Raw genomic sequence first — 22,990 nt, 5'->3', positions numbered from 1 at the left:
ATAGCGTTAGCAATGGTACGTTGGGACTGGTCACTCCACATCCTGCTGGACGACCACTCGCGGGTCGGCGAGGATCTTCGAAATGTTCAGGAGAGCCACCCTGTCGCCGGTGATGCCGGTCAGAAACTCCTCGCGGACACCGGTAAGGGTCGGCAGCGGTGCCTGCAACTCCCTCACCGGGATCTCCCTGATCCCCTCGATGGTGTCGGCGACCATGCCGAACTCCATCCCGCCGTCCCGCACGAGGATCACCCGGTTCAGGTTGGAAAGCCCCACCGTCGGCAGCTCGAAAAAACGCCGCAGGTCGACGATGGAGACGATCCTGCCACGCAGGTTCGTTATGCCGAGGACAAACGGAGGGGTACAGAAAAGAGGGGTGAACTCGCTCAGCGGGAAGGTCTCGTCGATGAAGGAGGTCTCCACTGCGTACCGCTCACCGGAGAGCTCGAATTCCAGCGCTGTCACGCGCGCCCCCCCCTCCTCGAGCGCGGGGACCTCGGCAAGCTTCGCCGCCCGCCTCTTCAGGAGCTCGCGTGCTGCCGGGAGGGGTCCTGCCCCCTCATCGAGTGCGCTCCTCAACGCCTGAAGCCGGGAGTGGACAAATGCCCAGTCTATTTTTCCTTCAGCGTGCACGGCTTTCTCTTCAGGCATGTGCACTCCTTCCCTCCAGGGCGGCGCGGATCATCTCCGCCAGGCGCCCCGCCGTCAGCCCCGCGGCTTCGGGGACTACCTCGTGCTGGTCGCGCCGCTCCAGAAGATGCAGCGCGTTTGCGAAATGCCGCCGGCACTCCTCTTCTTTGCCGAGGTGCCGGTGCAGCTTGCCGAGAGCGAAATGGGCGACGAGGAAGTCCTGGTCGAGGTAAAGGGTCCGCTTCAAGGCCGCCGCGGCTTCATTCAGGAGCCCCTGCTCCTCCAGGATGATGGAGAGGAGGTAGTGGGTATGCGGCCGCATCCGGTCCACGGCTATCGCCGCCTCGCAGTAGTGTCGGGCCTCCACGATTCTGCCGAGGCTCGCGTAGCTTCTGGCGAGGAGCTCGAGGGCGCCGGAATCGGTGCCCTCCGCGGCCAGCGGCGCCACGGCATCGACCGCCTCCTGGTACCGTCCCCGTGCGGCAAGGGCCGAGGCTTCTGACAGTGTTCTCCCGGGTGCGGAATCGGTTTTACCCGCGACAGGTTCGGAACCGCGCGCCGCAGGTGCGGAAGGTGGAGCGGGCGAAGGGGGTACGGCTTCCGAAGCGAAAGGGGTGACCACCACCGCAGGCTCGGGGAGCCGGGAGTTATCCGCTTTCTCCCCCTTCGTGAAGACCAGCGCGCCGGAAAAGCGTCTGCAGCCAAATTTCGAGAAGATGCGGTGGTCGACCTCCGAGGGGCTGACAAAGAGCGAGCCGCCATCCCGAAGGACCCGGTAAAGCCGGTCCGCCACCGCGACCCGGAGCTCCTCATGAAAGTAGAGCATGACGTTTCGGCAAAAGAGTATATCGACAGTTCCATCGGCAAAGAGGGAGCTGTAGTCGTCCGTGGCGAGGTTGAAGGGTGTGAACTCCACGAGCCTTCTCGTCTGCGGAGGCACCTCGTAGCGCCCGTCATCGAGCTTTACCAGGTGATCGAAAAGCCAGGCCGGCGCATTGCGGAAGGACCAGTTGCGGTAGACCCCTCTCTGGGCCTTCTCGAGCGCCTCCCGGTTCAGATCGGTGGCGCAGAGCCTGATGTCCCACTCCTTGAGGTCGGGGATGAGCCGCTCCAGGAGGATGGCGATGCTGTACGCCTCCTCTCCGGTGGAGCACCCCGCGCTCCAGATCGTGAGCCTCTTCTCCCCTTGCCGCCGGGCCTCCAGCAGTTCCGGGAGGAGTTCCTCCTGGAGGACCCGGTAGCTTTCGGCGTCGCGCAGGAAGTATGTCTCCCCGATGGTGAGAAGCGGGGCGAGGATGTCGAGCTGATTTCGGGAGAGAGGTGAGGACATGAGCCAGATGAGGCACCCCTCGACGTCCACGTAACCGAACGCGCGCGCCGCCTGCTCCATCTTCTGCAAAAGCTCCGGCACGCGCGGAGGGGGGAAGTGCAGCCCGGTATGTTTCACCAGGTAGCGCCTGAAAAGGGTGAGGGTCTTTGGCGAGACTGCGGCACCCATATTCTCACCCCTCACAGTGCTGGAGGGCCGCCGCCAGGGTGGCCTCCTCTTCCAGCGAAAGAAAGCTCTCCAGATCGTGTATCAGCACGAGCCCTGCTGCGGTCCTCGTGACGCCGGAGAGGTACCCGGTTCCGTGCTGGATCTGGTCAGGCGGGATGATCGCATTCTCCCCGCAAAGCACCTCCGTTGCCTCATCGACCGCGAGAACGACGGTGCGTGCTCCCGCCCGGGCAATGATGAACTGATCGTCCGGCAGGATCTCCCTCTCCGGCAGGGCAAAGCGCTTCCTGAGGTCGAAAACCGGCGCCACAGTCCCCTGAAGATCGAGAATGCCGAGGACAACCGCGGGAGCCTTCGGCAGCGGTGTCACGGCCGCAGCCCGGACGACACGCTGCACGCTCTCCAGGCGCAGGGCGTAACGGTTTTGATCAAGAGAGAAGGTGAGTAGAGAGGGGGCGCTAATAACTCTATCCTCCGGCACGGGAAGCGGCATCACAGTCAAAGCGCGTACAATTTACACTCCTGCTCCCCCTGTGATCAAGGATATTCTGCCGCTGGATCAGTAAAATGCCTTAGGCGCTCATTAGCATGGGCCGTTTGGGGTGAGGGAGCGTGATGGGGATGCTGACGGAGGGCCCTGCCCCGCTCGACCGGGGCAGGGGCTTTCTCGATGCAACGGAGACAGACGGGGGGACCTCAGAGTGGAGCGGCGTACGCTTCCCCGGTCGCTTCATGACGGCGCACTTCCCCTTCGAGAAGTCTCTGCCAGATCCGCTCCGAGGCCTTGCCGTCCCAAAGGGGCGGGAGTTGTGCCCTCTTCTTCTTTTCCAGGCTTTCGCGATAGCCGGAGATGATCCCTTCGGTGGAGCAACCGGCGAGGACGTTGCTGCCGATTTCCACCGTTATCGGACGCTCGGTGTTCTCACGAATGGTGACGCACGGGACCCGCAGCGCCGTGGTCTCCTCCTGCAGCCCGCCGCTGTCGGTAAGGACCGCCTCGGCGTCCTTCCAGAGAAAGAGCGACTCGCTGTATCCGAGCGGGGAGAGAAGCTTCACCCGCGGGGAGAAGGCGATGCCGAAGGAGTCGATCGCCTGGCGCGTTCGCGGGTGCACCGGGAAGAAGATGGTCCTCTGCTCGGCAAGCTCGTTCACCGCTTTCGCTATCGGTGCAAAGCTCTCCCGGCTGTCGACGTTGGAGGGGCGGTGCAGGGTAAGGAAGAGATACGGCCCCCCCTCCATCTTCAACGGGTAGACAGGGAGCCGGGTCACGTCGAGCTGCGCGAGGCGCTCGAGCTGGCGCAGCAGGTTGTCGATCATGACGTGCCCCACCGAGTGGATCCGCTGGGGCGATTTCCCTTCACGCAGGAGGTTTTCGACTCCGCTCTCCTCCGTCACGAAAAAGTGATCGGTAATAGAGTCGACGACGATGCGGTTGATCTCCTCAGGCATCTCCATGTCGAAGCTGCGCAGACCAGCCTCGACGTGGGCCACGGCAATTCCTCCCTTCTTCGCCACGATGCTGCAGGCGAGGGTGGAGTTCACATCCCCTACCACCAGCACCAGGTCTGGAGAGTCGGCGCTGCAGACCTCTTCGAAAGCGATCATGATCTTTGCCGTCTGGGTGGCATGGGAGCCTGAGCCGACCTCCAGCGAATAGGAAGGCGCCGGGATCTCCAGGTCGTCGAAAAAAGCCTGGGACATGGAGTGGTCGTAGTGCTGTCCGGTGTGCACGATCTTGCAGGTAACTTGGGGGTGACGGAGTGAAGCGCGGTAAATGGGCGCAATCTTCATGAAATTCGGACGCGCGCCGGCAACAAGGAAAACTTTCATGGTAGCACCTCGGGCGGAAAAGGATGGAGTGGGCGCCGGCTTCTCTCGCCGGCTCCCGAAAAGCCGGTCAGTTATCGTGGTATTCGTCGAGCGAACAGATGCTCTGGCTCACGTTGTAGTGGGGACCGACGGCGTTGGCGAGGGTGTAGGTGAAGTCGATGATGACCTGCTCCCCCTGCCTGCAGCTTTGATAGGGAAACTTCATGCGGAACGGCATCGAGGTTTGCTTGCGGACGATCATCGGGAAGTCGACGAAGGTCTGGCTGTCGACGACGGTTCCCTCCTCATCGAGGAGAGTCACCGTCATGCACAGATTCTGCAGGAAGACGCGACCGTTGTTGCGCAAGACTCCGTCGAAGATGAGCTCGGTGCCGACGTGCTGCTCCCGCCAGGTGACGTCCAGGTCATCATGATGGACATAGTGCACCGGCAGATCCGGCTGGGCCCCCTCCCCCTTCGTGGTGCTGCAGGCGCTGAGGAGAAAAGCGGCTGCCATGAACGTCGCGTAAAGGACGATGCGAGCAACAGATCCCGCAGGCTGGGGCGGTCTTCCTGTTCTTTTCCCGTTGCGCATAAGGTGCCCCCCTTTCATGTGCTACTACCTGAAATTCCTTAGAAAGGAATAGCCCAGCGGCAGCTAATGTCAAGAAAGGCGCGGCGCGCCCCCCTACTCCACCTCCTCCATGATGGAACGGAAGGTGGGATCGGTGAGGGAAACGGCAGGGAAATAGATCCTTGCCAGTTGTCGCTGCCACAAGAGCCCGGTGCGCCTCTTCTCCTGCGGGGTGCTGAAGCGGTACCGGTAATGGAGCGCCCGGATCTGGCGCGGCGGAGCATGGGGGAAAGGATTCTCCTTCAGCAGAGAGAGGGTGGCCTCATCCCCTTCCAGGAGACGCTGCAGGAGCCGGATAAACCACCGGTCGAGATACGGCGAAGGCATGGCGGCGAACCACATGAGCCAGTCGAGTCGCAGATGGTACGGCGCGATCTGCGCAGGGGTCGCCGCGGGGTCTCCCGGTTTCCCCTTGAAGCCGTACTCCTTCCAGCGAGTGTGTGGGGTGGTTACCGTGTCATCGGTACCTTCGATGACAATCTCATAGCGCTCGCGCGTGATGCTCCCGAATGCCCCGTAGGTATTGACGAGATGCAGGGAGTCGAAGTTCGCGTTCATGAGCTGCTCTCCGGAGAAGAGGTTCATTACCGGCTTCACGCTCAGAAAGGCGACCAGGAGCAGGAGCGCCCACACACCCCCGACCTGCCAAACCTGGGGCGAGGCGAGCTCCGGTGGGACGAGGTGGATCACCTTGCCGAGGAATCCATCGTCGAAGGTGGAAAAGGCGATGACGAGGGTGAGAAAGCTGAGCCAGGAGAAATTGCCGCTCACGATCAGTATCCCCTGGAAGATGAGGACGGAGATCCCGGCAGCGGCGGCAAGGGGTTGAGGGGCAACGTAAAAGAAGGGGGCGACGACTTCCGCAAAATGGTTGTACAGCACTCCCCCCCTCAGGAGGGGCCTGGGGAGCCAGTGGAAATACCAGCTCAGGGGGTTCGGCATCGGCTGCGTTTCGAAGTGGTAAAAGAGGCAGGAATAATCTCGCCAGCACGGGTCGCCGCGCAGCTTGATGAGCCCGGCCCCGAACATGATCCGGAAAAGGACCCATCGGAAGAGCCAGATCACGATCTCCTGCGGCTCGGTGCGGGCGTCACCGAGGAAGATGGCAAGAAAGCCGCTTTCCAGCAGGATCGACTCCCAGCCGAAGCCGTAGAAGGTCTGCCCTACAGTGACGAAGGAGAGATAGATCAGCCACAGCAGGAACCACACCGACATGGAGAGGATGCTGCCGTAGCGTTCGGAAAAGCCTGTGACCGCCAGGAGAGAGAGGGCGACACCGGCCCAGCCGAAAAGGGTGAAAAAGGTATCCCTCGGGAAAAGGTAGAAGATGCTGGGGGAGTCGCGAAACGGCACCTCGCGCATGTATTCCGGCGCGGGGAGAAGGCCGTGCTCGCCGCACAGGGGGCGGAACTGGTTCACCACCACGAGGAAAGCGATCAGGTAGACAAGCCCAAGCCCCCGCTGGAGCAGGAGCCTCGTCAAATAGTACCCTGAGGAGTCGTCCATTTTTCTTTGCCATCCCCTCCCCCCTTGCGGGGGAGGGCCAGGGTGGGGGGGGATGTGGCGGCACATATGGCAGCTTCACCCACCCCCTGACCCCCTCCCGTCAAGGGAGGGGTACCTCCGGTTACCCCCTTTCATACGGATTCAGCGCCTATTTCCGCTGTGCCGCAGGTATACCTCAATTAACATTATGACCCATGATGTTATATTTTTTAACAGAGGGTGCCGCTTGAGTAGCCAGCGGAGGGACAGATGCCTGAGGCACCAGAATTCCCATTGAAGGTTTTCTACGATGGCTCCTGCTCCGTCTGCTCCAGCGCGATAGAGGTGTACATGCGCATGGAGCACGGCGGCCGGCTCATCTTCTTCGACATCAGCGCCCCCGATTTTCAGCCCGAACTGTACGGAATCCCGCTGCACCGATTCATGCACGAGATGCACGCCATTGACCGGAGGAACCGGGTCTTTCGCGGTGTGGAGGCATTCGAAGCGATCTGGCAGGCGCTTCCCCCCGGCACGTTCTATCGCATCATCGGAACCTTCCTCGCCCTCCCCGGTATCGACCTCATGGCACGTGCCGGATACTGGTCCTTCGCCCGGATCAGGAGATTCCTCCCCAAGACGAAGAACAGCTGCCCGGGCGGCGTCTGCGGCCTCCGAAGGAAGGGGCCATGACCTGGTCGGTGCAGCACTTTCTCCCCTGGCTCTTCCCGAAACTCCTCGGTGGCGTCTACTGCATCGCCTTTGCCTCGCTCCTCTGGCAGGTCCTCGGCCTGTACGGCTCCAGGGGGATACTCCCCATCTCCGAATACCTCGGCGCGGTACGAGACGCGGTCGGAAAGGAATGCTACACCATCTGCCCTACCCTCTTCTGGCTAAACAGCGGCGACAACTTCCTCTTCGTGGGATGCCTCCTCGGGGTGGCCCTCTCTCTCCTGCTCCTCGTCGGATTCAGTCCGTTGCCTCTCCTCATCATGCTATGGCTTCTCTACATCTCCTATACCTCGGCGGGGCAGGAGTTCCTCGGCTACCAGTGGGACGCGCTCCTTTTGGAGACCGGCTTCATGACAATATTTCTCTCGCTGGCTCCGGACTCGCCACCGCTGGTCGTCTTCACCTACCGGTTCTTCCTCTTCCGCTTCATGTTCTCCTCCGGAATGGTGAAGCTTTTAAGCGGCGACCGCACCTGGCGCGACCTCACCGCCCTTGTGCACCACTACCACACGCAGCCACTGCCAAACCGGATCGGCTGGTATGCGGGGCACCTGCCGGTGCTGGCTCAACGTTTCTCCACCTTCGGCACCTTCTTTTTCGAGCTGATCGTCCCCTTCCTCGCGCTCGGATCGCAACCTGCCCGACTTCTCGGGTTCTGGCTCTTTCTGGGGTTCCAGGGGCTCATCTTTGCCACCGGCAACTACGCCTTCTTCAACATCCTCACCGCCGTTCTGGCAGTTTCCTTGCTGGACGACGAGCTGCTGCACGGCATCGTCCCCCCTAATCCGACACCCGGTCCGGATATTCCGGCTCCCTTTACGACAGCTATTTTCGCCGTATTCCTCGCGCTGAATATCTGCCAGCTTCTCGCCTTGTTCTACAGGCCGAAGTGGCTGAACCGGGTGTTGTCGGCACTGGCACCGTTCCACATTTCCAACCACTACGGGCTCTTCGCGGTCATGACCACCCATCGCTTCGAATTCATCATCGAAGGGAGCAACGACAAGAAAGAGTGGCGGCCGTACGAGTTTCGCTGGAAACCAGGAGACCCGCACCGCGCCCCCGGGCAGGTGGCACCCCACCAGCCGCGGCTCGATTGGCAGATGTGGTTTGCAGCGCTCGATCCGCGCAGTCTGGAGCCGTGGCTGGCGAACCTGGTGCTGCGACTCCTGAAACCTTCCCCACATGTGCTGCGGCTGCTAAAGACAAACCCTTTCCCGGACTCTCCTCCAATCTTCATCCGTATCTCCGTCTACAGCTACCGGTTCAGCGACCACGCCACGAAGCGCAGGGACGGGGTCTGGTGGGAACGGAAACGCGTAGGCCACTTCCCCCCAATGTCCCTCTGATGCAGCCGTGTACTGTGGTGTACTGTGGTGTACTGTAGGCCGGAATAAGCGGAGCGTTTCCGGCACATCCCCTTGCTGCAACCGACTCCGGAGACCCAAGGGCTCCTGAGACCCAAGGGCTGCCGGGAACGCCTGCGGCTTATCCCGGCCTACATGGACAGATCCCGGCCTACATGGATTGTGGTGTACTGTAGGCCGGAATAAGCGGAGCGTTTCCGGCACATCCCCTTGCTGCAACCGACTCCGGAGACCCAAGGGGCTGCCGGGAACGCCTGCGGCTTATCCCGGCCTACATGGACAGATCCCGGCCTATGGACATGTCCCGGCTTCCATTCCTTCCTCCGCAAACCGCCGGCTGCCGCGGGCCGAGCGCTCGCTCGCGCGGCGACACGGTATGGTATATTTGGGTGGGACTAAAAGTGCGAGGGAGGGATCCATGAAAGAGCTCAGAAACTTCATCGGCGGAACCTGGCGCGACCCGCGTGGCTTGAAACGCTTTTCCAGCATGAATCCGGCCGATGGGCGCGAAACGGTCGCCGATGCGCCCCTTTCCGGGCGCGCCGACGTCGACCTTGCCGTCGAGGCCGCCCGTTCGGCAGCGCCTGCCTGGCGCACCCTTCCGGCGCCGCGCCGCGGCGAGATCCTCTACAGGGCCGCGCAGCTTATCGCCCAGAACAAGAGGCGGCTCGGGGAGCTCGTCACCACAGAGATGGGGAAGGTACTGCCGGAAGGTTTGGGAGACGTGCAGGAAGCGATAGACATCGCCTACTACATGGGAGGGGAAGGCCGCCGACTGCAAGGGGAAACGGTACCGTCCGAGCTGCCGAACAAGGATTGCAAGAGCCAGCGTGAGCCGCTCGGGGTGGTGGCACTGGTGACGCCATGGAATTTCCCCATCGCCATTCCGGCCTGGAAGATGACGGCGGCGCTGATCTGCGGCAACACCGTCATCCTGAAGCCGTCCTCGGAGACGCCGGCCTGCGCCGCGGCGCTCGTGGAGATACTGGCAGAGGCGGGGGTGCCGCCGGGTGTGGTGAACCTCGTTTTCGGGTCGGGCGAAGAAGTCGGCGAGTACCTGATGAGCCATCCCGGTGTCGATGCCGCCTCCTTTACCGGATCGTGCAACGCAGGGGAGCGGCTGGAGCGTGTGCTCGCACCACTCCATCGCCCGCTCGCGCTGGAGATGGGGGGAAAGAACGCCATCGTGGTAATGGATGATGCGGACCTCGAGCTCGCCGTCGACGGAGCGGCGTGGGGGGCGTTCGGAACGAGCGGCCAGCGCTGCACTGCCACGAGCCGCGTGGTCGTGCACGAGCGCGTCTACGACGCCTTCGTCTCACGCCTTGCCGAGCGCGCAGGTCGCATGCGGCTGGGGAACGGGCTGAAGCCGGAAACAGAGGTCGGCCCGGTCATAAACGAGCGCCAGTGCGCGAAGATCCTCGATTACGTCAGGGTGGGGAAAGAGGAAGGGGCGAAGCTCGTCATCGGTGGAGAGAGGATCACCACCGGGGAGCTGCAGCACGGTCTTTTCATAGCGCCGACGATTTTCGCCGGGGTGAAGCCGACCATGCGGATCGCCCAGGAAGAGATCTTCGGCCCCGTCCTCAGCGTCATTCCATGCACTTCGTTCGACGAAGCGGTCAGCATCGTGAACAGCTCGCGCTTTGGCCTCTCCTCCGCGATCTACAGCCGTGATGTCAATATAACCGCACGGGCAGAGAAGGAGTTTGCCACCGGCATCGTGTACATCAACGCCTCCACCATCGGCGCCGAGGTCCAGCTCCCCTTCGGAGGCTGGCGCCACTCCGGCTCCGGCCACCCGGAGGCGGGTGGCAAAGGGGGTGCGGTGGAGTTCTTCAGCAAGGTAAAGGTCATCTACCGGGACTACAGCGGCAGATTGCAGAAGGCCCAGATAGACCGGGAAGCATGAAAATGGAATGAGTGCCTGCGGCATGGCGCTGTGCCCTCACGCAGGCGCTCCCTTCGCTCCGGCGATGCCGCCACTCCCTGCGCCGCGAGAGGGCGTTACGCCATTGCACCTGAAGCAGGAGGGCCTTATGCCAAACCCGACCGACTACTTCGACATCGAGAGCGATCTGAGCTCCGATGCCCGCCTCGTGCGCGACACCACCCGATCCTTCGTGCAGAAGGAGTTCATGCCCCTGGTCCGGGAACACTACCGCGCCGGATCCTTTCCTCTTTCTCTCGCCCCTCGCCTGGGAGAGCTCGGCATGCTCGGCGCGAACCTCTCCGGCTACGGTCTCCCCGGCCTCGATGCCGTCTCCTACGGCCTCCTCATGCAGGAACTGGAGCGGGGGGACTCGGGGCTGCGAAGCTTCGCCTCCGTACAGGGCGCACTGGTCATGTTCCCCATCTTCGCCTTCGGGACAGAAGCGCAAAGGAGCTACTGGCTGCCGCGCCTCGCCAGCGGCCGCACGGTCGGCTGCTTCGGCCTCACCGAGCCCGACTACGGTTCCGACCCTTCCCGCATGATCACCCGCGCGGTGAAGGACGGAAACAGCTATCTCCTCAATGGCGTGAAGATGTGGATCACCAACGGGACGATAGCCGATGTCGCTGTCGTGTGGGCAAAAGTGGATGACACGGTCCGCGCCTTTCTCGTCACCAGCGATACCCCTGGTTTTTCCAGCCGCGAGGTCAGCGGGAAGCTCTCCCTGCGCGCCTCCGTCACCGCCGAGCTGGTACTGGACGATGCGCGGATTCCGGAGGAGAACCTCCTCCCCGGCGCCCACGGTCTGAGAAGTGCGCTGGAGTGCCTCACCCAGGCACGCTACGGCATCGCCTGGGGCGCCCTCGGTGCTGCGATGGCCTGTTTTGAGGAGGCGCTTTCCTACAGCAAGGAACGGAAGGTCTTCGGCCGCCCCGTAGCCTCATTCCAGCTGACGCAGGCAAAGCTGGCGGACATGGCGACGGGGATCACCCATGGGCAACTTTTGGCGTTGCAACTGGGACGCCTGAAGGACGCGGGGCGGCTCCGCCCGGAACAGGTGAGTCTTGCCAAGCGCAGCAATGTGAGGATGGCGCTGGAAACGGCGCGTAGCGCCCGCTCCATCCTCGCGGCGAACGGGATCATCGACGAGTACCAGTGCATGCGCCATATGTGCAACCTGGAGACGGTGGAAACCTACGAAGGGACGTATGAGGTGCACACACTGGTCGTGGGGCGCGATCTGACCGGATTCGACGCCTTCTCCTGAAGGAACAGCTCTCCCTCGTTGCAAAAACAGGGGAAAGGAACTATGTTGGCTCCTAATGAAGGACACCCCCCTTTCCTGGCGCCACCCCAAACCCCGAACCGTTACCTTTATCGAAAGGCGCCTTTGTTGACGCCGGTCAAGCCGATCCGGCGCGCGATGTGTTTATATCTACTTGACGTTGATGAGCAACTGGAAGAAAAGGAGCCCCAAGAGGGCGCGCAAACAGGAGGAGAAGAAAGTGGACGTGGTAATCAATGTATTGAGCATCATCTATGTTTTGGTAGTCGGTGTGCAGCTTCAGGGGTATCTTTCCCACAAGAAGAAGGGAATCGCGGCAGAAAGGACGATGGAGCGTTATGCAGCACCGGAAGAGGGCGAAGCGTCCTTTTCCTGAGCCGCACAAGATAAAGAATTCGCAGCAGGACGAAAGGCAGAGGTGGATCCCACCCCTGCCTTTTTTGCGCCTATAGAGCTCCGGGCGAGCCCATGAACCCTCGTTCCCGGCCTGGGAACGAGCATATGACCCTGCGGCGGCGCCTGCGCTACCAAGATGAAGGCAAGCCGGCAGCACGTCCCTCCCCGTTCAAGGGGGAGGTCAGGAGGGGGATGGGGTTCGGCGGCCTCAACCGACTTCTACCCCATCCCCACCCTGACCCTCCCCTTGAAAGGGAGGGGACAAGTGGGGTGCTGCATCGCTGAGGGGACAGGTAATCACAGCCGCCGTGCACACCATGAACGCGAAAAGGCCCCGGTTGATGCCGGGGCCTTTTCTGTTGCTGTTATGCTGCCTACTCCTTACCCGAGGATCTCCTTCAGATCTCCTTCGGCGGTGCCGATCGGGCCGATGTTGAAGTTCTCCACCAGGAAGTTCAGCACGTTCGGGGTGATGAAGGCCGGCAGGGTCGGCCCGAGCTTGATGTTCTTGATCCCCAGGTGCAGGAGGGTCAGGAGGATCGCCACCGCCTTCTGCTCGTACCAGGAGAGGATCAGGGAGAGGGGCAGATCGTTCACCCCGCACTTGAACGCTCCCGCCAGCGCCACCGCGATCTGGATCGCGCTGTAGGCGTCGTTGCACTGGCCGACGTCGAGGAGACGCGGGATCCCGCCGATGTCGCCGAAGTCGAGCTTGTTGAAGCGGTACTTGCCGCAGGCAAGGGTGAGGATCACGCAGTCGTTCGGCACCTTCTCGGCGAACTCGGTGTAGTAGTTACGCCCGCTTTTCGCGCCGTCGCACCCGCCGATCAGGAAGAAGTGACGGATCTGCCCCGCCTTCACCGCGTCGATGACCTTGTCCGCGACGCCGAGCACCGCGTTGTGGCCGAAGCCGGTGAGGATTTCCTTCCCCAGGTTCTCCTCGAAGCCGGGGAGCTCCTGCGCCTTTTTGATCACCGCGGAGAAGTCCATCCCCTCGATGTTTTTCACGTCGGGCCACTGTACGAGCCCCCAGGTGAAGAGGCGGTCCTTGTAGCTTTCCGCCGGGCGCTGGATGCAGTTGGTGTTGAAGATGATCGCGCCGGGGAAGTTCACGAACTCCTTCGCCTGGTCCTGCCACGCGCCGCCGAAGTTGCCGGCCAGGTGGCTGTACTTCTTCAGCCCGGGGTAGCCGTGGGCAGGGAGCATCTCGCCGTGGGTGTACACGTTCACGCCGGTCCCCTCGGTCTGCCTCAGGAGTTCCTCCAGCATGCGCAGGTCGTGGCCGGAGACGAGGATCGCCTTCCCTGCCTTCGTGCCGAGCTGCACCGGGGTCGGGACGGGATGACCGAAGCTGTCGGTGTTCGCCTTGTTCAGGAGCTCCATGGTGACGAGGTTGATGCGGCCGCACTCCATGGCGAGGCCGACGAAGTCCATGAGGCCGAGGCTCTTTTCGAGGGTCGCGGCGAGGGCCTTGTGGGTGTAGGCGTAGATCTCCTCATTCTCGAGGCCGATCACCAGGGCGTGGTGGGCGTACGCTGCGTACCCCTTCATGCCGTAGATGATGATCTCCTGCACCGATTTGACGTCCGGATCGATCGTCTCGTCCTTCACGCCGTGCTGCTGGCCGAGGGCCACGAGCTCCGAAGTGGTGGCTGCAGCGAACGGCTGCGCGGCGGCGGGGACGGTCCCGGCAAAGGGTGCGCCGTTTGCCTTCTCGTACAGCTCCTGGGCTGCATTGCGGATGGCGGCGCCCTTGCGGACGAGCTTCGCGATCTCTTCGGCGTCGAAGTCGACGTTGGTGACGGTGGTGAAGAGCCCGTCGATCATGAAGCGGTCGATCGCTGCGTCCTTCGCCCCCTTCTGGCGTGCCTTATCGGCCCAGAAGGCGATCCCTTTCATGGTGTAGACCAGCTGGTCCTGCAGCGCCGCTACCTCCGGCTGCTTCCCGCATACACCGACTTTCGTGCAGCCACCGTTGGCTGCCTGCTCGCACTGGTAACAAAACATGGACACGTTCCCCTCCTTCCCTTTGGTATCTGTTGTCGAACCCTTGATCCACTTCATAAGCTGCTTGACCATCGTTTCCTCCGCCTGCCGTATTTTTTTCGTGAGCGGCGCGTCAGCGCCAGCTCCCTCACTGCGTCAAATCGATGGTGCGACTTTACCCGCAACTGAGGGCGGATTCCTTGACGCAAGTCACAAAAATGCACAGGCTCATTTCTCCCCCCTTCTCCCTCCCCTCAGGTAAGGACAAAAGTATGAAAATTTGACCTGAGTCAAGTCGCCCTGCGCTCTCAGCGGCTAACGTCCGGCTTCTTTGCAGTTGAACAAATCGCACCATGTGCAGCGACGGGAGGGAATGAATGAAAAGGCGGCTGGCTCGTGTGCCTCACAAGATGAAGGGGGAGTTGCGCGGAAAAGGGGGGCCGTTGTCGCTGAAATATGCGCTGTGGGGGATGCTCAGCAGCACCGCTGCGATTCTCGCCATCTTCGGCGTGACCCACCTCGCCGGCTCCCCTCTCCTTATCGGCTCCTTCGGGGCTTCCGCAGTCCTCCTCTTCGGCGCTGTGGAATCCCCCCTGGCACAGCCGAGGAACCTCGTCGGAGGGCACCTTGTATCCGCAGCGGTGGCTGTCGCCATCGTTTCGCTCGGCGGAAGCGGTCCGGTCGCCATCTCCATTGCAGTAGGAAGCGCGATCTGTCTCATGTACCTCACCCGCACCCTCCATCCCCCGGGTGGCGCCACCGCCCTCATCGGTGTGCAAAGCCATGCCGCCCCGGCCTTTCTCCTCGTGCCGGTTCTCGCCGGAGCGCTCATCCTCCTCGTCATGGCACTTTTCACCAACAACGTGGTGCATCACCGCCAGTATCCAAAGCACTGGCTTTAGCCCCCCGCCCCCCCGATCTCCCGCGAGTGCCGCACCTCCATACCGGCACTTCTGTCATAGCACCCAGGATCTCTGCACCACGGAAAGGATAAAGTAGGGAAAAGACACACACTAGCCGCAATTTTCTGACATTGGAGAAACTCCGGAGGGCTCCAGGCCATCTTTCTCTCTCATTCAGGCGCTACGGGGAAAGATCACATTGCTAGAAAATTATTAAACCCTGTTTACTTATCTAAAAAAACGTCCTATACTATCCGCATTCGATCCCATGACCGAATCGGAAGGACTTTTGACAGTGACAAACTGCGCGAGCGCCTCTGCGAGACGCCCTTTTGTTATTTTTTGCTGCGCTGCAAAAAGATCTGTCAAGGAGGAAGGACTGATGCGAAGATTCGTGATGGTGCTGCTGACGGGATGCCTGTTAGCCACTGCCACGGCTGCCCTAGGCGCGGGGCTTGCCGATCCGCTCGAAGCGGTGGACAGGCAGTGGCAAGGGCGTCTCCATGTGAGGAAGGTTTTCGGAAAGCCGGAGAGGGTCGGTCACTTCGCCCTGGAAACACGGGGGCTCTTTGGTGCGGGGGAAGACGAAGCTCCGTCCAAGGTGCAGTTTTTCCGGGGAATCAGGAAACTGATGCCGCCCAACTTCAAGTTTCTCGCGGGGTATCTCCGGAAGTCGACGGCCGAGGAGGTGTACACCTTCCGCTCCAGTGCGCTGAAATCCATCGAGTCGAAAGAGGCCGACGCGAAGAAAGGGACTCTGTACGGCAGCAGGCCCGGCACCTTCACCCTCGTCGTCAACCGCGACTCCGACGGCAACCGCATCGCTACCTGCACCATGCATCTCGGCCTCCCCGAGGACTTCTCCGGGGGGAGCATCCTCAGCAACCCCTTCATGTGACGGTGGGCCATAAATGGAGAGGGGCGCCAGCCGCGCCCCTCCCTGCAAATCCCCCCCACTCCCCTCACAACGTTCGCAGCGAGTAGCGGCAGGTCACCCCGCTCATGACAGCTCCGTTCTGGTCTCGCGCGCTGAACCCCTCAACCGCGTAACTCCCCCCCCCGCCGCAGGATCGTGGCAGAGAAGGGTCGCCAGATCGCCGGGGGGAAAGCCTGCAGCATCCGCGATCATGATGACCACACTCCCCGGCGTCGTTGCGGTCGCCGGAGTGTAGCGGGCCGAGGCGAGCGCGGCGCTGTCCTTCACCAGCAGCTGCCCCGCAGCGACCTCTCCCGTTGTCGCGTCCGCTGCCACCGTCGCCCCGGCAGGAAGCCGTACCGTGAGTTGCACCCCGTAAATGACCGTCTGCACCGAGGGGGCCTGCGTCGTCAGGTCGACGGCGACCGTCCCGCTGCTGACGCTCCCGCCCCCTCCCCCTCCGGACCCGCACCCCGCCAGAAGCAACGCCAGAAGCACCGCGCATATCCGCCCCATTTGTGCACCCCCTTTCAAGCTCGGATGACGATCAGAAGTTCACCAGCCCCACAATCTTTCTCAAAAGGACCACCACGTCACCGACATCGATGACGCCGTCCGGCTGCGGAACGCCCCCTACCAGCGGCGCCACGTCGGCGTGAGCGAGCGCTGCCGGCGTCAGCGGCTCCGTTCCGATGGAGAGGGAAAGGACCCGCATGGCGTCGCGGATGTCGACGGCACCGTCCCCGTCGAGATCCCCCCGGACAATCTGGGAGCGGATCACGTTGCGGAAGGCGACTGAGGAGCCGCCGTCGGGTCCGGTGGCGGTGGCGCTGACACGGTAGGTGCCGGGGGTAGCGAGGGTCAGCTGCTGCTCGAAGCTTCCCCCGGCTCCCAGCGGCGGGCGGTAGCTCGTCCCGTTCACCTGCACGACGACCTGGAGAGCTCTGGGAGCGGCGCCCCGCAGCACGGTGCTCCCCCCCTCGGTCATCACGTCCTGCACCGGATCGGTAAAAGCGACCACCGGCTTTCCGGGCGCGTAGGCTATACTCCGTTTCCCCCTCGACTTCGCGCCGCCGTTCTCGGCGCTCACCTCGATGGTATTTACCCCCTCCACGAGGATCGCCGTGGCGCTGAAGGCGCCATTTAGGAGCGCCACACCTTGCGGGGCCGATCCGTTCACGCTGACGGAGACGGAGCTCCCCTCCTGCGCGGTCCCCTGGACGAGGACCTGCGGCTCCGCCACGACGGAGTTGTCCGGAGGTGCGGTCAGCGCGAGCGCCGGGGCACTCCCCTGCAGGAGGACGGTGCGCGTCTCCGTGGTCCGGTTCCCGGAGGTGTCCACCGCGGAGACCGTTACGGTGTTCGAGCCGGCGCTCAGGGGGAGCGCGGCGCTAAAGAGGGAGAGGTCACCGCCGATCGTCTCTCCGTTCACGGTAACCCCCGTTATCCCTGAGGCATCGCGGCAGATCCCCTCGATGTTGAGGACCGGGTTGGCGGTCGTCGCACCGGACGAAAGGGTGGAAAGGAGCACAAGGGGGGGGGTCCCCTCCTGCGCGACGGTGAGGGGTTGGGAAACGGGAGTGGCCTCTTCGTAATTGACGCTCCCCCCCTGGCGCGCGGTGATGACGGTTGTGCCGGCGCCGATGATCGTGACGGTGCTTCCGGACACCGCCGCTACGGTCGGATCGGAGCTGTCGTAGCTCACGGAAAGTCCGCTGGAGGCGGTTGCCGCCAGCTGGAAGGGGGGATCCCCCACCGCCTTCTGCGCGAGGGAGGAAAATTGCACCTGCTGCCCCGCCCTGTGCACCACGACCGTCTGGCTGATTTCGTCCGCGCCGTAGTAGTTCCCGTCACCGCTTGTTCTTGCGGTTATGGTGACGCTTCCGGTCCCGACGACCGTGAGGGTGTTGCCGTCGACGCGGATGATCGAGGGGTCGGAGCTCACGAAGGTAACGGCGAGGCCGCTGCAGGCCGCGGCGCTTATGGCGAAGCTGTCCCCGTACGTCCTCTCCCCGATGAGCGGGAAGGTGATGCATTGCCCGCTGCGGGTGATGCTGAGGGTTCCGGGTAGAAAGAGGAAGGTGTAGTTTCTGGCATAGAGATTCCCCCGCGCGACGGTGATCGGGTAGCTTCCGGCGTCGCTCGACCAGAGCGCGGTGGTCGAAAGAAGGGGCGCGCCGGAAAGGACGGACACCCCCTCGCCGTACACAAAGCCGGAGTAGCTGAAGGTGAATGGAGGGTCCTGTGTCTTGTACGGGCGCGACTTGTCGTCCCCCTGCACGGTGAGTTGCTTCGGGAGGACCGTGAAGGTCTGCGGGACCTCCGGCGCGTCGTTGTAGCTGCCGTTCCCCCCCTGGGTCGCGGTGATGACCGTCGTCCCGGCCCCGGTTATGTGAATGATGTCATTCTCCGCGACCGCGACCGTGGGGTCGGAACTCAAATAGGTCAGCGGGAGCCCGCTTCCGGAGGTCGCGCCGGTCGGGAAATCGGGATCGCCGTACGTCTTCGTGGGGAGCGTGCCGAAGGTCGTCGTCTGGTCCATCTTCCCGGCGGTGAACGACTCGTCGTTTCCCCAGGAGAGCCCCTGCGCGTTCCGTGCGAAGGCCCGCACGTGGTAGCTTCCACCGGGGACGAGCCCCGATATGGTGGCGACGAAGGTGTTACCTCCGGGACCGAGGGTAGTGCAGCTGTCCGCAAGACCTGGATTCTCCGCGCTCCCCCAGCAGAACCCCCGCTCGGTCGGGGGGTAGTAATTGTGGTAGATGGCGCCCCCCACAACCGCGCCGCCGGTGATCTTCTGGGTGATCGCAGCCGTCTCCAGAAGGGGCGCGAAGGCGCCGGAGCCGACCCAGTTCGAGGTCTCGCCAGAAAGTGAGAGGCCGGAGAGGACCCCGTCGTTGGCAAAGGGGGTGCGCTCCGGAACCGCTGTGATTCCACCGTTACTCCCCTTTGCGGTCCCCTCGTCGAAATGGTAGTAGGCGACCAGGTTCGTCTCCGCCGCGGGGTCGATTATCTCCGAGGCGACGTGCCTGATCTCCTCGACTGTGCGCGCCACCTTCCAGAGACGCACCTCGTCCACCTCCCCCTTCAGGTAGCGGCCGCCGCTGCGGTCCACCCCCACCAGGAGCTCCGCGCCGTCTTCCAGTGTCCCCACCCCGGCAGGGAGCGGGAGGGTCCGCTCCAGATGCCCGTCGAGGTAGAGGCGCGCCACCTGCTCGGAGCGGTCGACGGTGAGGGCCACGTGATGCCAGAGGTCGTCGGCAAGGGAGGTCTTCCCGACGAGCCCCTGGTCGGGGCCGAGGAGGTCGCTCCCGGCAAACTCCGCCGCTATCTTGTTCCCGTACAGGACGAGGGCGTATCCCGGGGCTCCCCCCCCTCCCCTGGATACGATCCCGGTGCCGTCCCCCTGGCTCCCGGAGAGGTGCAGCCACGCCTCGATCGTGAAGCTCTGCGTCGCGCCGAAGGAAAGGTGCGCCCCCCCCGCGACCCGCACGACATCGTCCACGCCGTCGAGGGCTATCCCGTTCCAGGGAGGAGGATTCACCGTCAGGGTCTTCGTTACGCTTTGCGCCTCGAAGTACTGCCAGTTCCCCCCCTGGCTCGCGGTGATCTCCGTCGTGGCGGCTGAGAGCCCCGGAGACTTCACCCGGATCCGCTGCCGCCCGAGTGAGTCGGTGACGATCTCGGCAAGGTCGCTGTCCGCGCTCTGGTAACTGACCGTCAGCCCGCTCGGGACCGCCGTCGCGCCGGGGAGGAAATCCCCTTCTCCGTAGGTGTGGGGGCGGATCGGGAAGTTTATGTTCTGAGCCATCTGATCCGCGACGTAGAGGGTCCCCCCGACCAGCCTGAAGGTGTAGTTTGTCGAGGAGAGGTTCCCGATGGCGATCGTTATCGGATAGGAGCCGGCGGGGGTCGAGTCGTCCGCCGCCGTATGGAGCTCGGGGGCGCCGGAGAGGTCTGCCGCCCCCTCCCCGGCGGCGAAGCCGCTGTAGCTTGCCGTGAGGGGAGGATTGGGCTTCCCGGCTGACTTGTACTGGTCGTCCGCCCGGACCGTCAGCTCTTTCGGGGTGATGGCGAGGGGGGCGGAGAGCCAGGTGATCTGGTAGTTTGCCGGGGAGCCGACGCTGAAGACCGCCGCGGTCGGGGTGATGGTATGGATGCTGCCGACCGGGGACCAGGTGTTCGCGGAGCTAGTGAAGGTCACCTTGGCGATCGTGTCTGAAAAGAGGAGGCCGCTGCTGGTGAAGGTCCCGGCGGGAACCGCGTCGCCGTAGGCGCGGGAGGCACTCCCGGCCGTGACGGTGAGGGGGGCTCTGGTGACGGTGAAGGGGGAGTCGGCGGCGACGAGGGTGTATTTCGCCGAGGCGAGGGTCCCGAGGGAGGCGGTGATGGTGTGCGTGCCCGCCCCGGTGGTGAGACCGACCGAGGTGGAGAGGACGGCTGCGCCGACGAGGGAATTGGCCGGAGTGTCTCCGTCCTGGAAGCCGAGGTATTCCACCTCCAGCGTCGGGTTCCCCTCTCCGTAGACCTTCGTGAGCGCCTTCGGCCGCACGGTGAGGACCGGCTTCAGGTAGTAGAGTCTCTTTTCCTCCACCAGCACGTTCGTCTTGGAGGAGGTCACGGCGTACCCCCTCCCCCGCAGGTAACGGTTCTGGCGGGTGACCGGGTTCGGCACCTGCACCCCCCACCCCCCCTCGATCGGGACGCCGCTCCCGAGGACGGTCCAGTTCGTGCCGTCGGGGGAGTCCTCGAAGAGTACCCCGGTGAGCTCCGGCGCCGCCCCCCCCCGCAGCCACCTCACCGAGGCGTGCGAGCCATCCAGGGAGATGTCCAGGCTTTGCACCGCCGGCTTCGAGGTGGCAAAGCGCGCCAGGGAGTGCCGGCTGTCGGTGCGGGCGTTCATGCTGGTGAACTCCCCGGCGACGATGACCTTCCCATCCGGCTGCAGGACGATCGACTGCACCGTCTCGACCGGGCGGTAGTTGTCGAAGACCCCGAGGCTGAAGGAGCGGTCGACGGTACCGTCGGGGCTCACCCGTATCACGTAGCTCTCGGGAAAAGTTGTGGTGCCCAGCCGATCCCTCGTGGAACTGAACGTCCCGGCGAGGATCATGGTCCCGTCCCCCTGCAGGGCGATCGATTTGATCTCGGCGACGTACCAGCACCCCCCCCGTGCATCCTGCTCCTCTGTGCAGTACACCGGATGCCTGAAGACGGTCTCCAGTGCCAGCGAATCGTCAACGGTGCCGTCAGGATAGAGTCGCACAAGATTTTGCCGGTACGTCACCCCGTCATGCACCACCGGGTGCTTGAAGAGCCCCCCCACCACTATCCGTCCGTCGCGCTGCACCACGATAGTATTGACGCCGTCGTTGAAGAGCACCGGGGGGAAGGTGGGGTCGAGTTCGCCGTTTGGAAGGAGGCGCAGCACAGCGCCCCTGTTCGTGAAGAAGTCGTCCGCTTCCGATGGGCCGGTGAGGGCGACGAGGAGCTTCCCGTCCCGCTGGAGCGCCAGGGCGGTGACCCAGCCGCGCTCGCTTTCGTACCCGGCGTAGAGGCCGAACCTCCCCTGCATCAGTTCCGGCGGATTGAAGGACGGATCGCGCTCGCCAGTCGCGGTCATGCGGAAGAGGTGGTACTGCGAGAGTTCCTTGTGCCCCCAGTCCCCGATGAAGTACCCCCCGACGTACGCCATCCCCTCGTAGGGGGAGCCGGGGGGGGGGGCGACCATGGACATCACCTCCCCGGTGCGTTCCCGCATGACGGTGTGCACGTTGTCCCAGAAGGTCTTTCCTCCCAGGTCCGTAGAGGGGTCGTAGTGGCCGGCCGTGTCGATCCGCTGCAGGTTCGGGCGGTGCTCCGGACTTCCCGATTCCGCGTCAACCCAAGGGAAGAATCCCCCGCTCCACATGCGCAGATCCGGCTGCAGGACGATCGCCTCGGCGGTGTACCCGGTATCGAGCGCCGCGTCGAAACTCGTGGCAAGGGTCCAGTCGGGATTGAAGCGCGCCACGTACTTCCTCGTCGTCCCCCCTGTATAGTGCGTCCCGGTACCATCCCTGTACTGGGTGCCGCCGACGGTGACGAACTCACCGCCGGCGGTGAGCTTCCCGTCCGGCTGCAACGCAAGCGACATGGTGTCCCCATCCGTCATGAGGCCGGTCGTGGCGACGTCCCTGTCGAGCGTCCCCTCCGGATAGAAGCGCACCACCGCGCCACCGGCACTCGGACCGGCGAGAATCTTTCCGTCCGGCTGCACCGCTATAACATAGAGCGTACTGACGAGCGCACTCCCCGGATCGAAGCTGTCTATCGTGCCGTCCTGGTTTATCCGGACGAGTCTCTGGCGGGGAAGCCCCCCCGCATTCGAAAAATTCCCCCCTGCCAGTATCTTCCCGTCCGGCTGCAGAGCCAGGGCCAACACCCCGCCGAAGCCGACGTTCGGATCGAAGTCGTCCACCTCACCGAAGCGGGTCAGACGCGCGATGCGGTTGCGCGTCTTTGCAGCCCCGCCTCCATGCGGGGTGACAGAGGTGAATGGCCCCCCTATCACTATCTTGCCGTCAGGCTGCACCTCCAAAGCCAGTACGGCTGCGCCGGCGTTCACGCCGGGGGCGAAGCTCTCGTCGAGCGTGCCGTCCTCGTTCAGCCTCATGAGGTAGGTCCGGTCCCTGACCACCCCGCCTGTGGTTACCTTCGTGAACAACCCCCCGATCACGACCCTGCGGTCGTCCTGCACCTTCATGGCGAAGACGTTCGTATTCGGTGAGGGGTAGCTTGCGTCCACCGCCCCGGTTTCCAGCGAGATCTTCGCAAGGTTCGCCTTCCCCATGAAGTTGGCGAAACTCCCCCCCACGAGGACGCTCTTGCCGTCCGGCAGGAGCGTTGCGTCCCAGAACGACCCGCTGAAGGAGTCCCCCCCGGCTATGAAGCCGTCCGGCCTGCCGTACTGATCGAGCCGCGCGACCCCGTGCCTCGTCACCGTCCTCTGGACTCCGGACTCGTCGAGGTAGCTTACGGTCGTGAAGTTGCCGATCATGAGCACCCCGCGGTCGGGGAGAAGAAAAACCTTTACAACCAGGCCGTCGGTCGATGCGCTGAAGGAGGTATCGAGGGTGCCGTCCGTGAAGAAGCGGGCAATGTTCCTCTGGGTCCCCACGGGGTAGCTGGAGCTGCCGCCGACGATGATCTTCCCGTCCCACGGCTGCACGACAATGCTCCTTACCGGTGAGAAAGGGATCGGCGGATTGAAGCCGTCCGGAACCGCCGCGACGGCGGCCCCGCAGCAGAAAAGGGCCAGGAGGAGCACGAAGGCGGAAGGTATCCTTGTCATCGACGTTCTCCTTTCACGGTCCGCCGGGTGCAGCCGCTCCGGCAGATCAGCTCCACCCCGCCACCCCCTCGGCTACCGGGTCAG

The 22,990-nt window shown here is 63.5% G+C and carries 16 protein-coding genes; 7 read left to right on the top strand and 9 right to left on the bottom strand.

Annotated elements, in window-relative coordinates; translation table 11 throughout:
• Nucleotides 1–30: 30 nt before the first annotated feature.
• The 6 genes from LPW11_RS17090 to LPW11_RS17065 all read right to left on the bottom strand — a co-directional run bounded on the left by LPW11_RS17090 (nucleotide 31) and on the right by LPW11_RS17065 (nucleotide 6,077).
• Entirely contained in the window at nucleotides 31–651 is a 621-nt protein-coding gene (locus tag LPW11_RS17090; protein ID WP_230995085.1) for a chemotaxis protein CheW, read from the bottom strand.
• A complete protein-coding gene (locus LPW11_RS17085) occupies nucleotides 644–2,128 on the bottom strand; it encodes a CheR family methyltransferase (RefSeq protein WP_230995084.1) in 1,485 nt (494 codons plus the stop codon). The genes LPW11_RS17090 and LPW11_RS17085 overlap by 8 nt, the downstream gene beginning before the upstream one ends.
• A 4-nt stretch (nucleotides 2,129–2,132) precedes the next feature.
• Nucleotides 2,133–2,621 carry a chemotaxis protein CheW gene (locus LPW11_RS17080; protein WP_269145350.1) on the bottom strand — a complete coding sequence of 163 codons (489 nt, stop codon included), beginning with the start codon at nucleotides 2,619–2,621 and terminating at the stop codon, nucleotides 2,133–2,135.
• Between the two features lie 203 nt (nucleotides 2,622–2,824).
• The gene (gene wecB, locus LPW11_RS17075) at nucleotides 2,825–3,958 is read right to left on the bottom strand and encodes a non-hydrolyzing UDP-N-acetylglucosamine 2-epimerase (RefSeq protein WP_230995082.1); all 1,134 of its coding nucleotides are present in this window, start codon (nucleotides 3,956–3,958) and stop codon (nucleotides 2,825–2,827) included.
• A 67-nt stretch (nucleotides 3,959–4,025) separates the two neighbouring features.
• Nucleotides 4,026–4,532: a hypothetical protein gene (locus LPW11_RS17070; protein WP_230995081.1), complete on the bottom strand. Its 507-nt coding sequence runs from the start codon at nucleotides 4,530–4,532 to the stop codon at nucleotides 4,026–4,028.
• A gap of 93 nt (nucleotides 4,533–4,625) precedes the next feature.
• Entirely contained in the window at nucleotides 4,626–6,077 is a 1,452-nt protein-coding gene (locus LPW11_RS17065; protein ID WP_230995080.1) for a lipase maturation factor family protein, read from the bottom strand.
• Between the two features lie 249 nt (nucleotides 6,078–6,326).
• On the opposite strand from LPW11_RS17065, the gene LPW11_RS17060 reads away from it, so the two are divergent.
• The 5 genes from LPW11_RS17060 to LPW11_RS17040 all read left to right on the top strand — a co-directional run bounded on the left by LPW11_RS17060 (nucleotide 6,327) and on the right by LPW11_RS17040 (nucleotide 11,749).
• Nucleotides 6,327–6,749, top strand: coding sequence for a thiol-disulfide oxidoreductase DCC family protein (locus tag LPW11_RS17060; RefSeq protein WP_230995079.1), 423 nt, complete (start codon nucleotides 6,327–6,329; stop codon nucleotides 6,747–6,749).
• Complete coding sequence (locus tag LPW11_RS17055) at nucleotides 6,746–8,137, top strand: lipase maturation factor family protein (RefSeq protein ID WP_230995078.1); 1,392 nt, start codon at nucleotides 6,746–6,748, stop codon at nucleotides 8,135–8,137. Before LPW11_RS17060 ends, LPW11_RS17055 begins: the two co-directional genes overlap by 4 nt.
• A gap of 436 nt (nucleotides 8,138–8,573) precedes the next feature.
• Entirely contained in the window at nucleotides 8,574–10,067 is a 1,494-nt protein-coding gene (locus LPW11_RS17050) for an aldehyde dehydrogenase family protein (protein ID WP_230995077.1), read from the top strand.
• A gap of 127 nt (nucleotides 10,068–10,194) precedes the next feature.
• Nucleotides 10,195–11,355 carry an acyl-CoA dehydrogenase family protein gene (locus LPW11_RS17045; RefSeq protein ID WP_230995076.1) on the top strand — a complete coding sequence of 387 codons (1,161 nt, stop codon included), beginning with the start codon at nucleotides 10,195–10,197 and terminating at the stop codon, nucleotides 11,353–11,355.
• A gap of 238 nt (nucleotides 11,356–11,593) precedes the next feature.
• Nucleotides 11,594–11,749 (top strand): hypothetical protein, encoded by a 156-nt coding sequence (locus tag LPW11_RS17040; protein ID WP_230995075.1) that lies wholly within the window; start codon nucleotides 11,594–11,596, stop codon nucleotides 11,747–11,749.
• 401 nt (nucleotides 11,750–12,150) lie between these two features.
• Here LPW11_RS17040 and hcp read toward each other — a convergent pair whose 3' ends face one another.
• A complete protein-coding gene (gene hcp, locus LPW11_RS17035; RefSeq protein ID WP_331001572.1) occupies nucleotides 12,151–13,848 on the bottom strand; it encodes a hydroxylamine reductase in 1,698 nt (565 codons plus the stop codon).
• Between the two features lie 284 nt (nucleotides 13,849–14,132).
• Here hcp and LPW11_RS17030 point away from each other — a divergent pair, with 284 nt between their 5' ends.
• Together LPW11_RS17030 and LPW11_RS17025 are read left to right on the top strand one after the other, a co-directional pair.
• Nucleotides 14,133–14,657 carry an HPP family protein gene (locus LPW11_RS17030; RefSeq protein ID WP_230995074.1) on the top strand — a complete coding sequence of 175 codons (525 nt, stop codon included), beginning with the start codon at nucleotides 14,133–14,135 and terminating at the stop codon, nucleotides 14,655–14,657.
• A gap of 382 nt (nucleotides 14,658–15,039) precedes the next feature.
• Complete coding sequence (locus LPW11_RS17025) at nucleotides 15,040–15,555, top strand: hypothetical protein (RefSeq protein WP_230995073.1); 516 nt, start codon at nucleotides 15,040–15,042, stop codon at nucleotides 15,553–15,555.
• Between the two features lie 102 nt (nucleotides 15,556–15,657).
• Here the strand turns inward: LPW11_RS17025 and LPW11_RS17020 are convergent, their stop codons facing one another.
• Both LPW11_RS17020 and LPW11_RS17015 read right to left on the bottom strand, forming a co-directional pair.
• Nucleotides 15,658–16,089 (bottom strand): hypothetical protein, encoded by a 432-nt coding sequence (locus LPW11_RS17020; protein WP_230995072.1) that lies wholly within the window; start codon nucleotides 16,087–16,089, stop codon nucleotides 15,658–15,660.
• A gap of 31 nt (nucleotides 16,090–16,120) precedes the next feature.
• A complete protein-coding gene (locus LPW11_RS17015; protein ID WP_230995071.1) occupies nucleotides 16,121–22,906 on the bottom strand; it encodes an MBG domain-containing protein in 6,786 nt (2,261 codons plus the stop codon).
• Nucleotides 22,907–22,990: the final 84 nt, after the last annotated feature.

It is taken from the genome of Geomonas sp. RF6 (assembly GCF_021044625.1).
In the GTDB taxonomy this organism is placed as follows: domain Bacteria; phylum Desulfobacterota; class Desulfuromonadia; order Geobacterales; family Geobacteraceae; genus RF6.
This window is presented reverse-complemented; position numbering and strand designations above follow the sequence as displayed.

What these genes read in the sequence shown, in the direction of transcription:
- LPW11_RS17090 (WP_230995085.1), bottom strand. Translation starts at nt 651, where the DNA reads ATGCCTGAAGAGAAAGCCGTGCACGCTGAAGGAAAAATAGACTGGGCA.
- LPW11_RS17085 (WP_230995084.1), bottom strand. Translation starts at nt 2,128, where the DNA reads ATGGGTGCCGCAGTCTCGCCAAAGACCCTCACCCTTTTCAGGCGCTAC.
- LPW11_RS17080 (WP_269145350.1), bottom strand. Translation starts at nt 2,621, where the DNA reads ATGCCGCTTCCCGTGCCGGAGGATAGAGTTATTAGCGCCCCCTCTCTA.
- wecB (WP_230995082.1), bottom strand. Translation starts at nt 3,958, where the DNA reads ATGAAAGTTTTCCTTGTTGCCGGCGCGCGTCCGAATTTCATGAAGATT.
- LPW11_RS17070 (WP_230995081.1), bottom strand. Translation starts at nt 4,532, where the DNA reads ATGCGCAACGGGAAAAGAACAGGAAGACCGCCCCAGCCTGCGGGATCT.
- LPW11_RS17065 (WP_230995080.1), bottom strand. Translation starts at nt 6,077, where the DNA reads ATGGACGACTCCTCAGGGTACTATTTGACGAGGCTCCTGCTCCAGCGG.
- LPW11_RS17060 (WP_230995079.1), top strand. Translation starts at nt 6,327, where the DNA reads ATGCCTGAGGCACCAGAATTCCCATTGAAGGTTTTCTACGATGGCTCC.
- LPW11_RS17055 (WP_230995078.1), top strand. Translation starts at nt 6,746, where the DNA reads ATGACCTGGTCGGTGCAGCACTTTCTCCCCTGGCTCTTCCCGAAACTC.
- LPW11_RS17050 (WP_230995077.1), top strand. Translation starts at nt 8,574, where the DNA reads ATGAAAGAGCTCAGAAACTTCATCGGCGGAACCTGGCGCGACCCGCGT.
- LPW11_RS17045 (WP_230995076.1), top strand. Translation starts at nt 10,195, where the DNA reads ATGCCAAACCCGACCGACTACTTCGACATCGAGAGCGATCTGAGCTCC.
- hcp (WP_331001572.1), bottom strand. Translation starts at nt 13,848, where the DNA reads ATGGTCAAGCAGCTTATGAAGTGGATCAAGGGTTCGACAACAGATACC.
- LPW11_RS17030 (WP_230995074.1), top strand. Translation starts at nt 14,133, where the DNA reads ATGAAAAGGCGGCTGGCTCGTGTGCCTCACAAGATGAAGGGGGAGTTG.
- LPW11_RS17025 (WP_230995073.1), top strand. Translation starts at nt 15,040, where the DNA reads ATGCGAAGATTCGTGATGGTGCTGCTGACGGGATGCCTGTTAGCCACT.
- LPW11_RS17020 (WP_230995072.1), bottom strand. Translation starts at nt 16,089, where the DNA reads ATGGGGCGGATATGCGCGGTGCTTCTGGCGTTGCTTCTGGCGGGGTGC.
- LPW11_RS17015 (WP_230995071.1), bottom strand. Translation starts at nt 22,906, where the DNA reads ATGACAAGGATACCTTCCGCCTTCGTGCTCCTCCTGGCCCTTTTCTGC.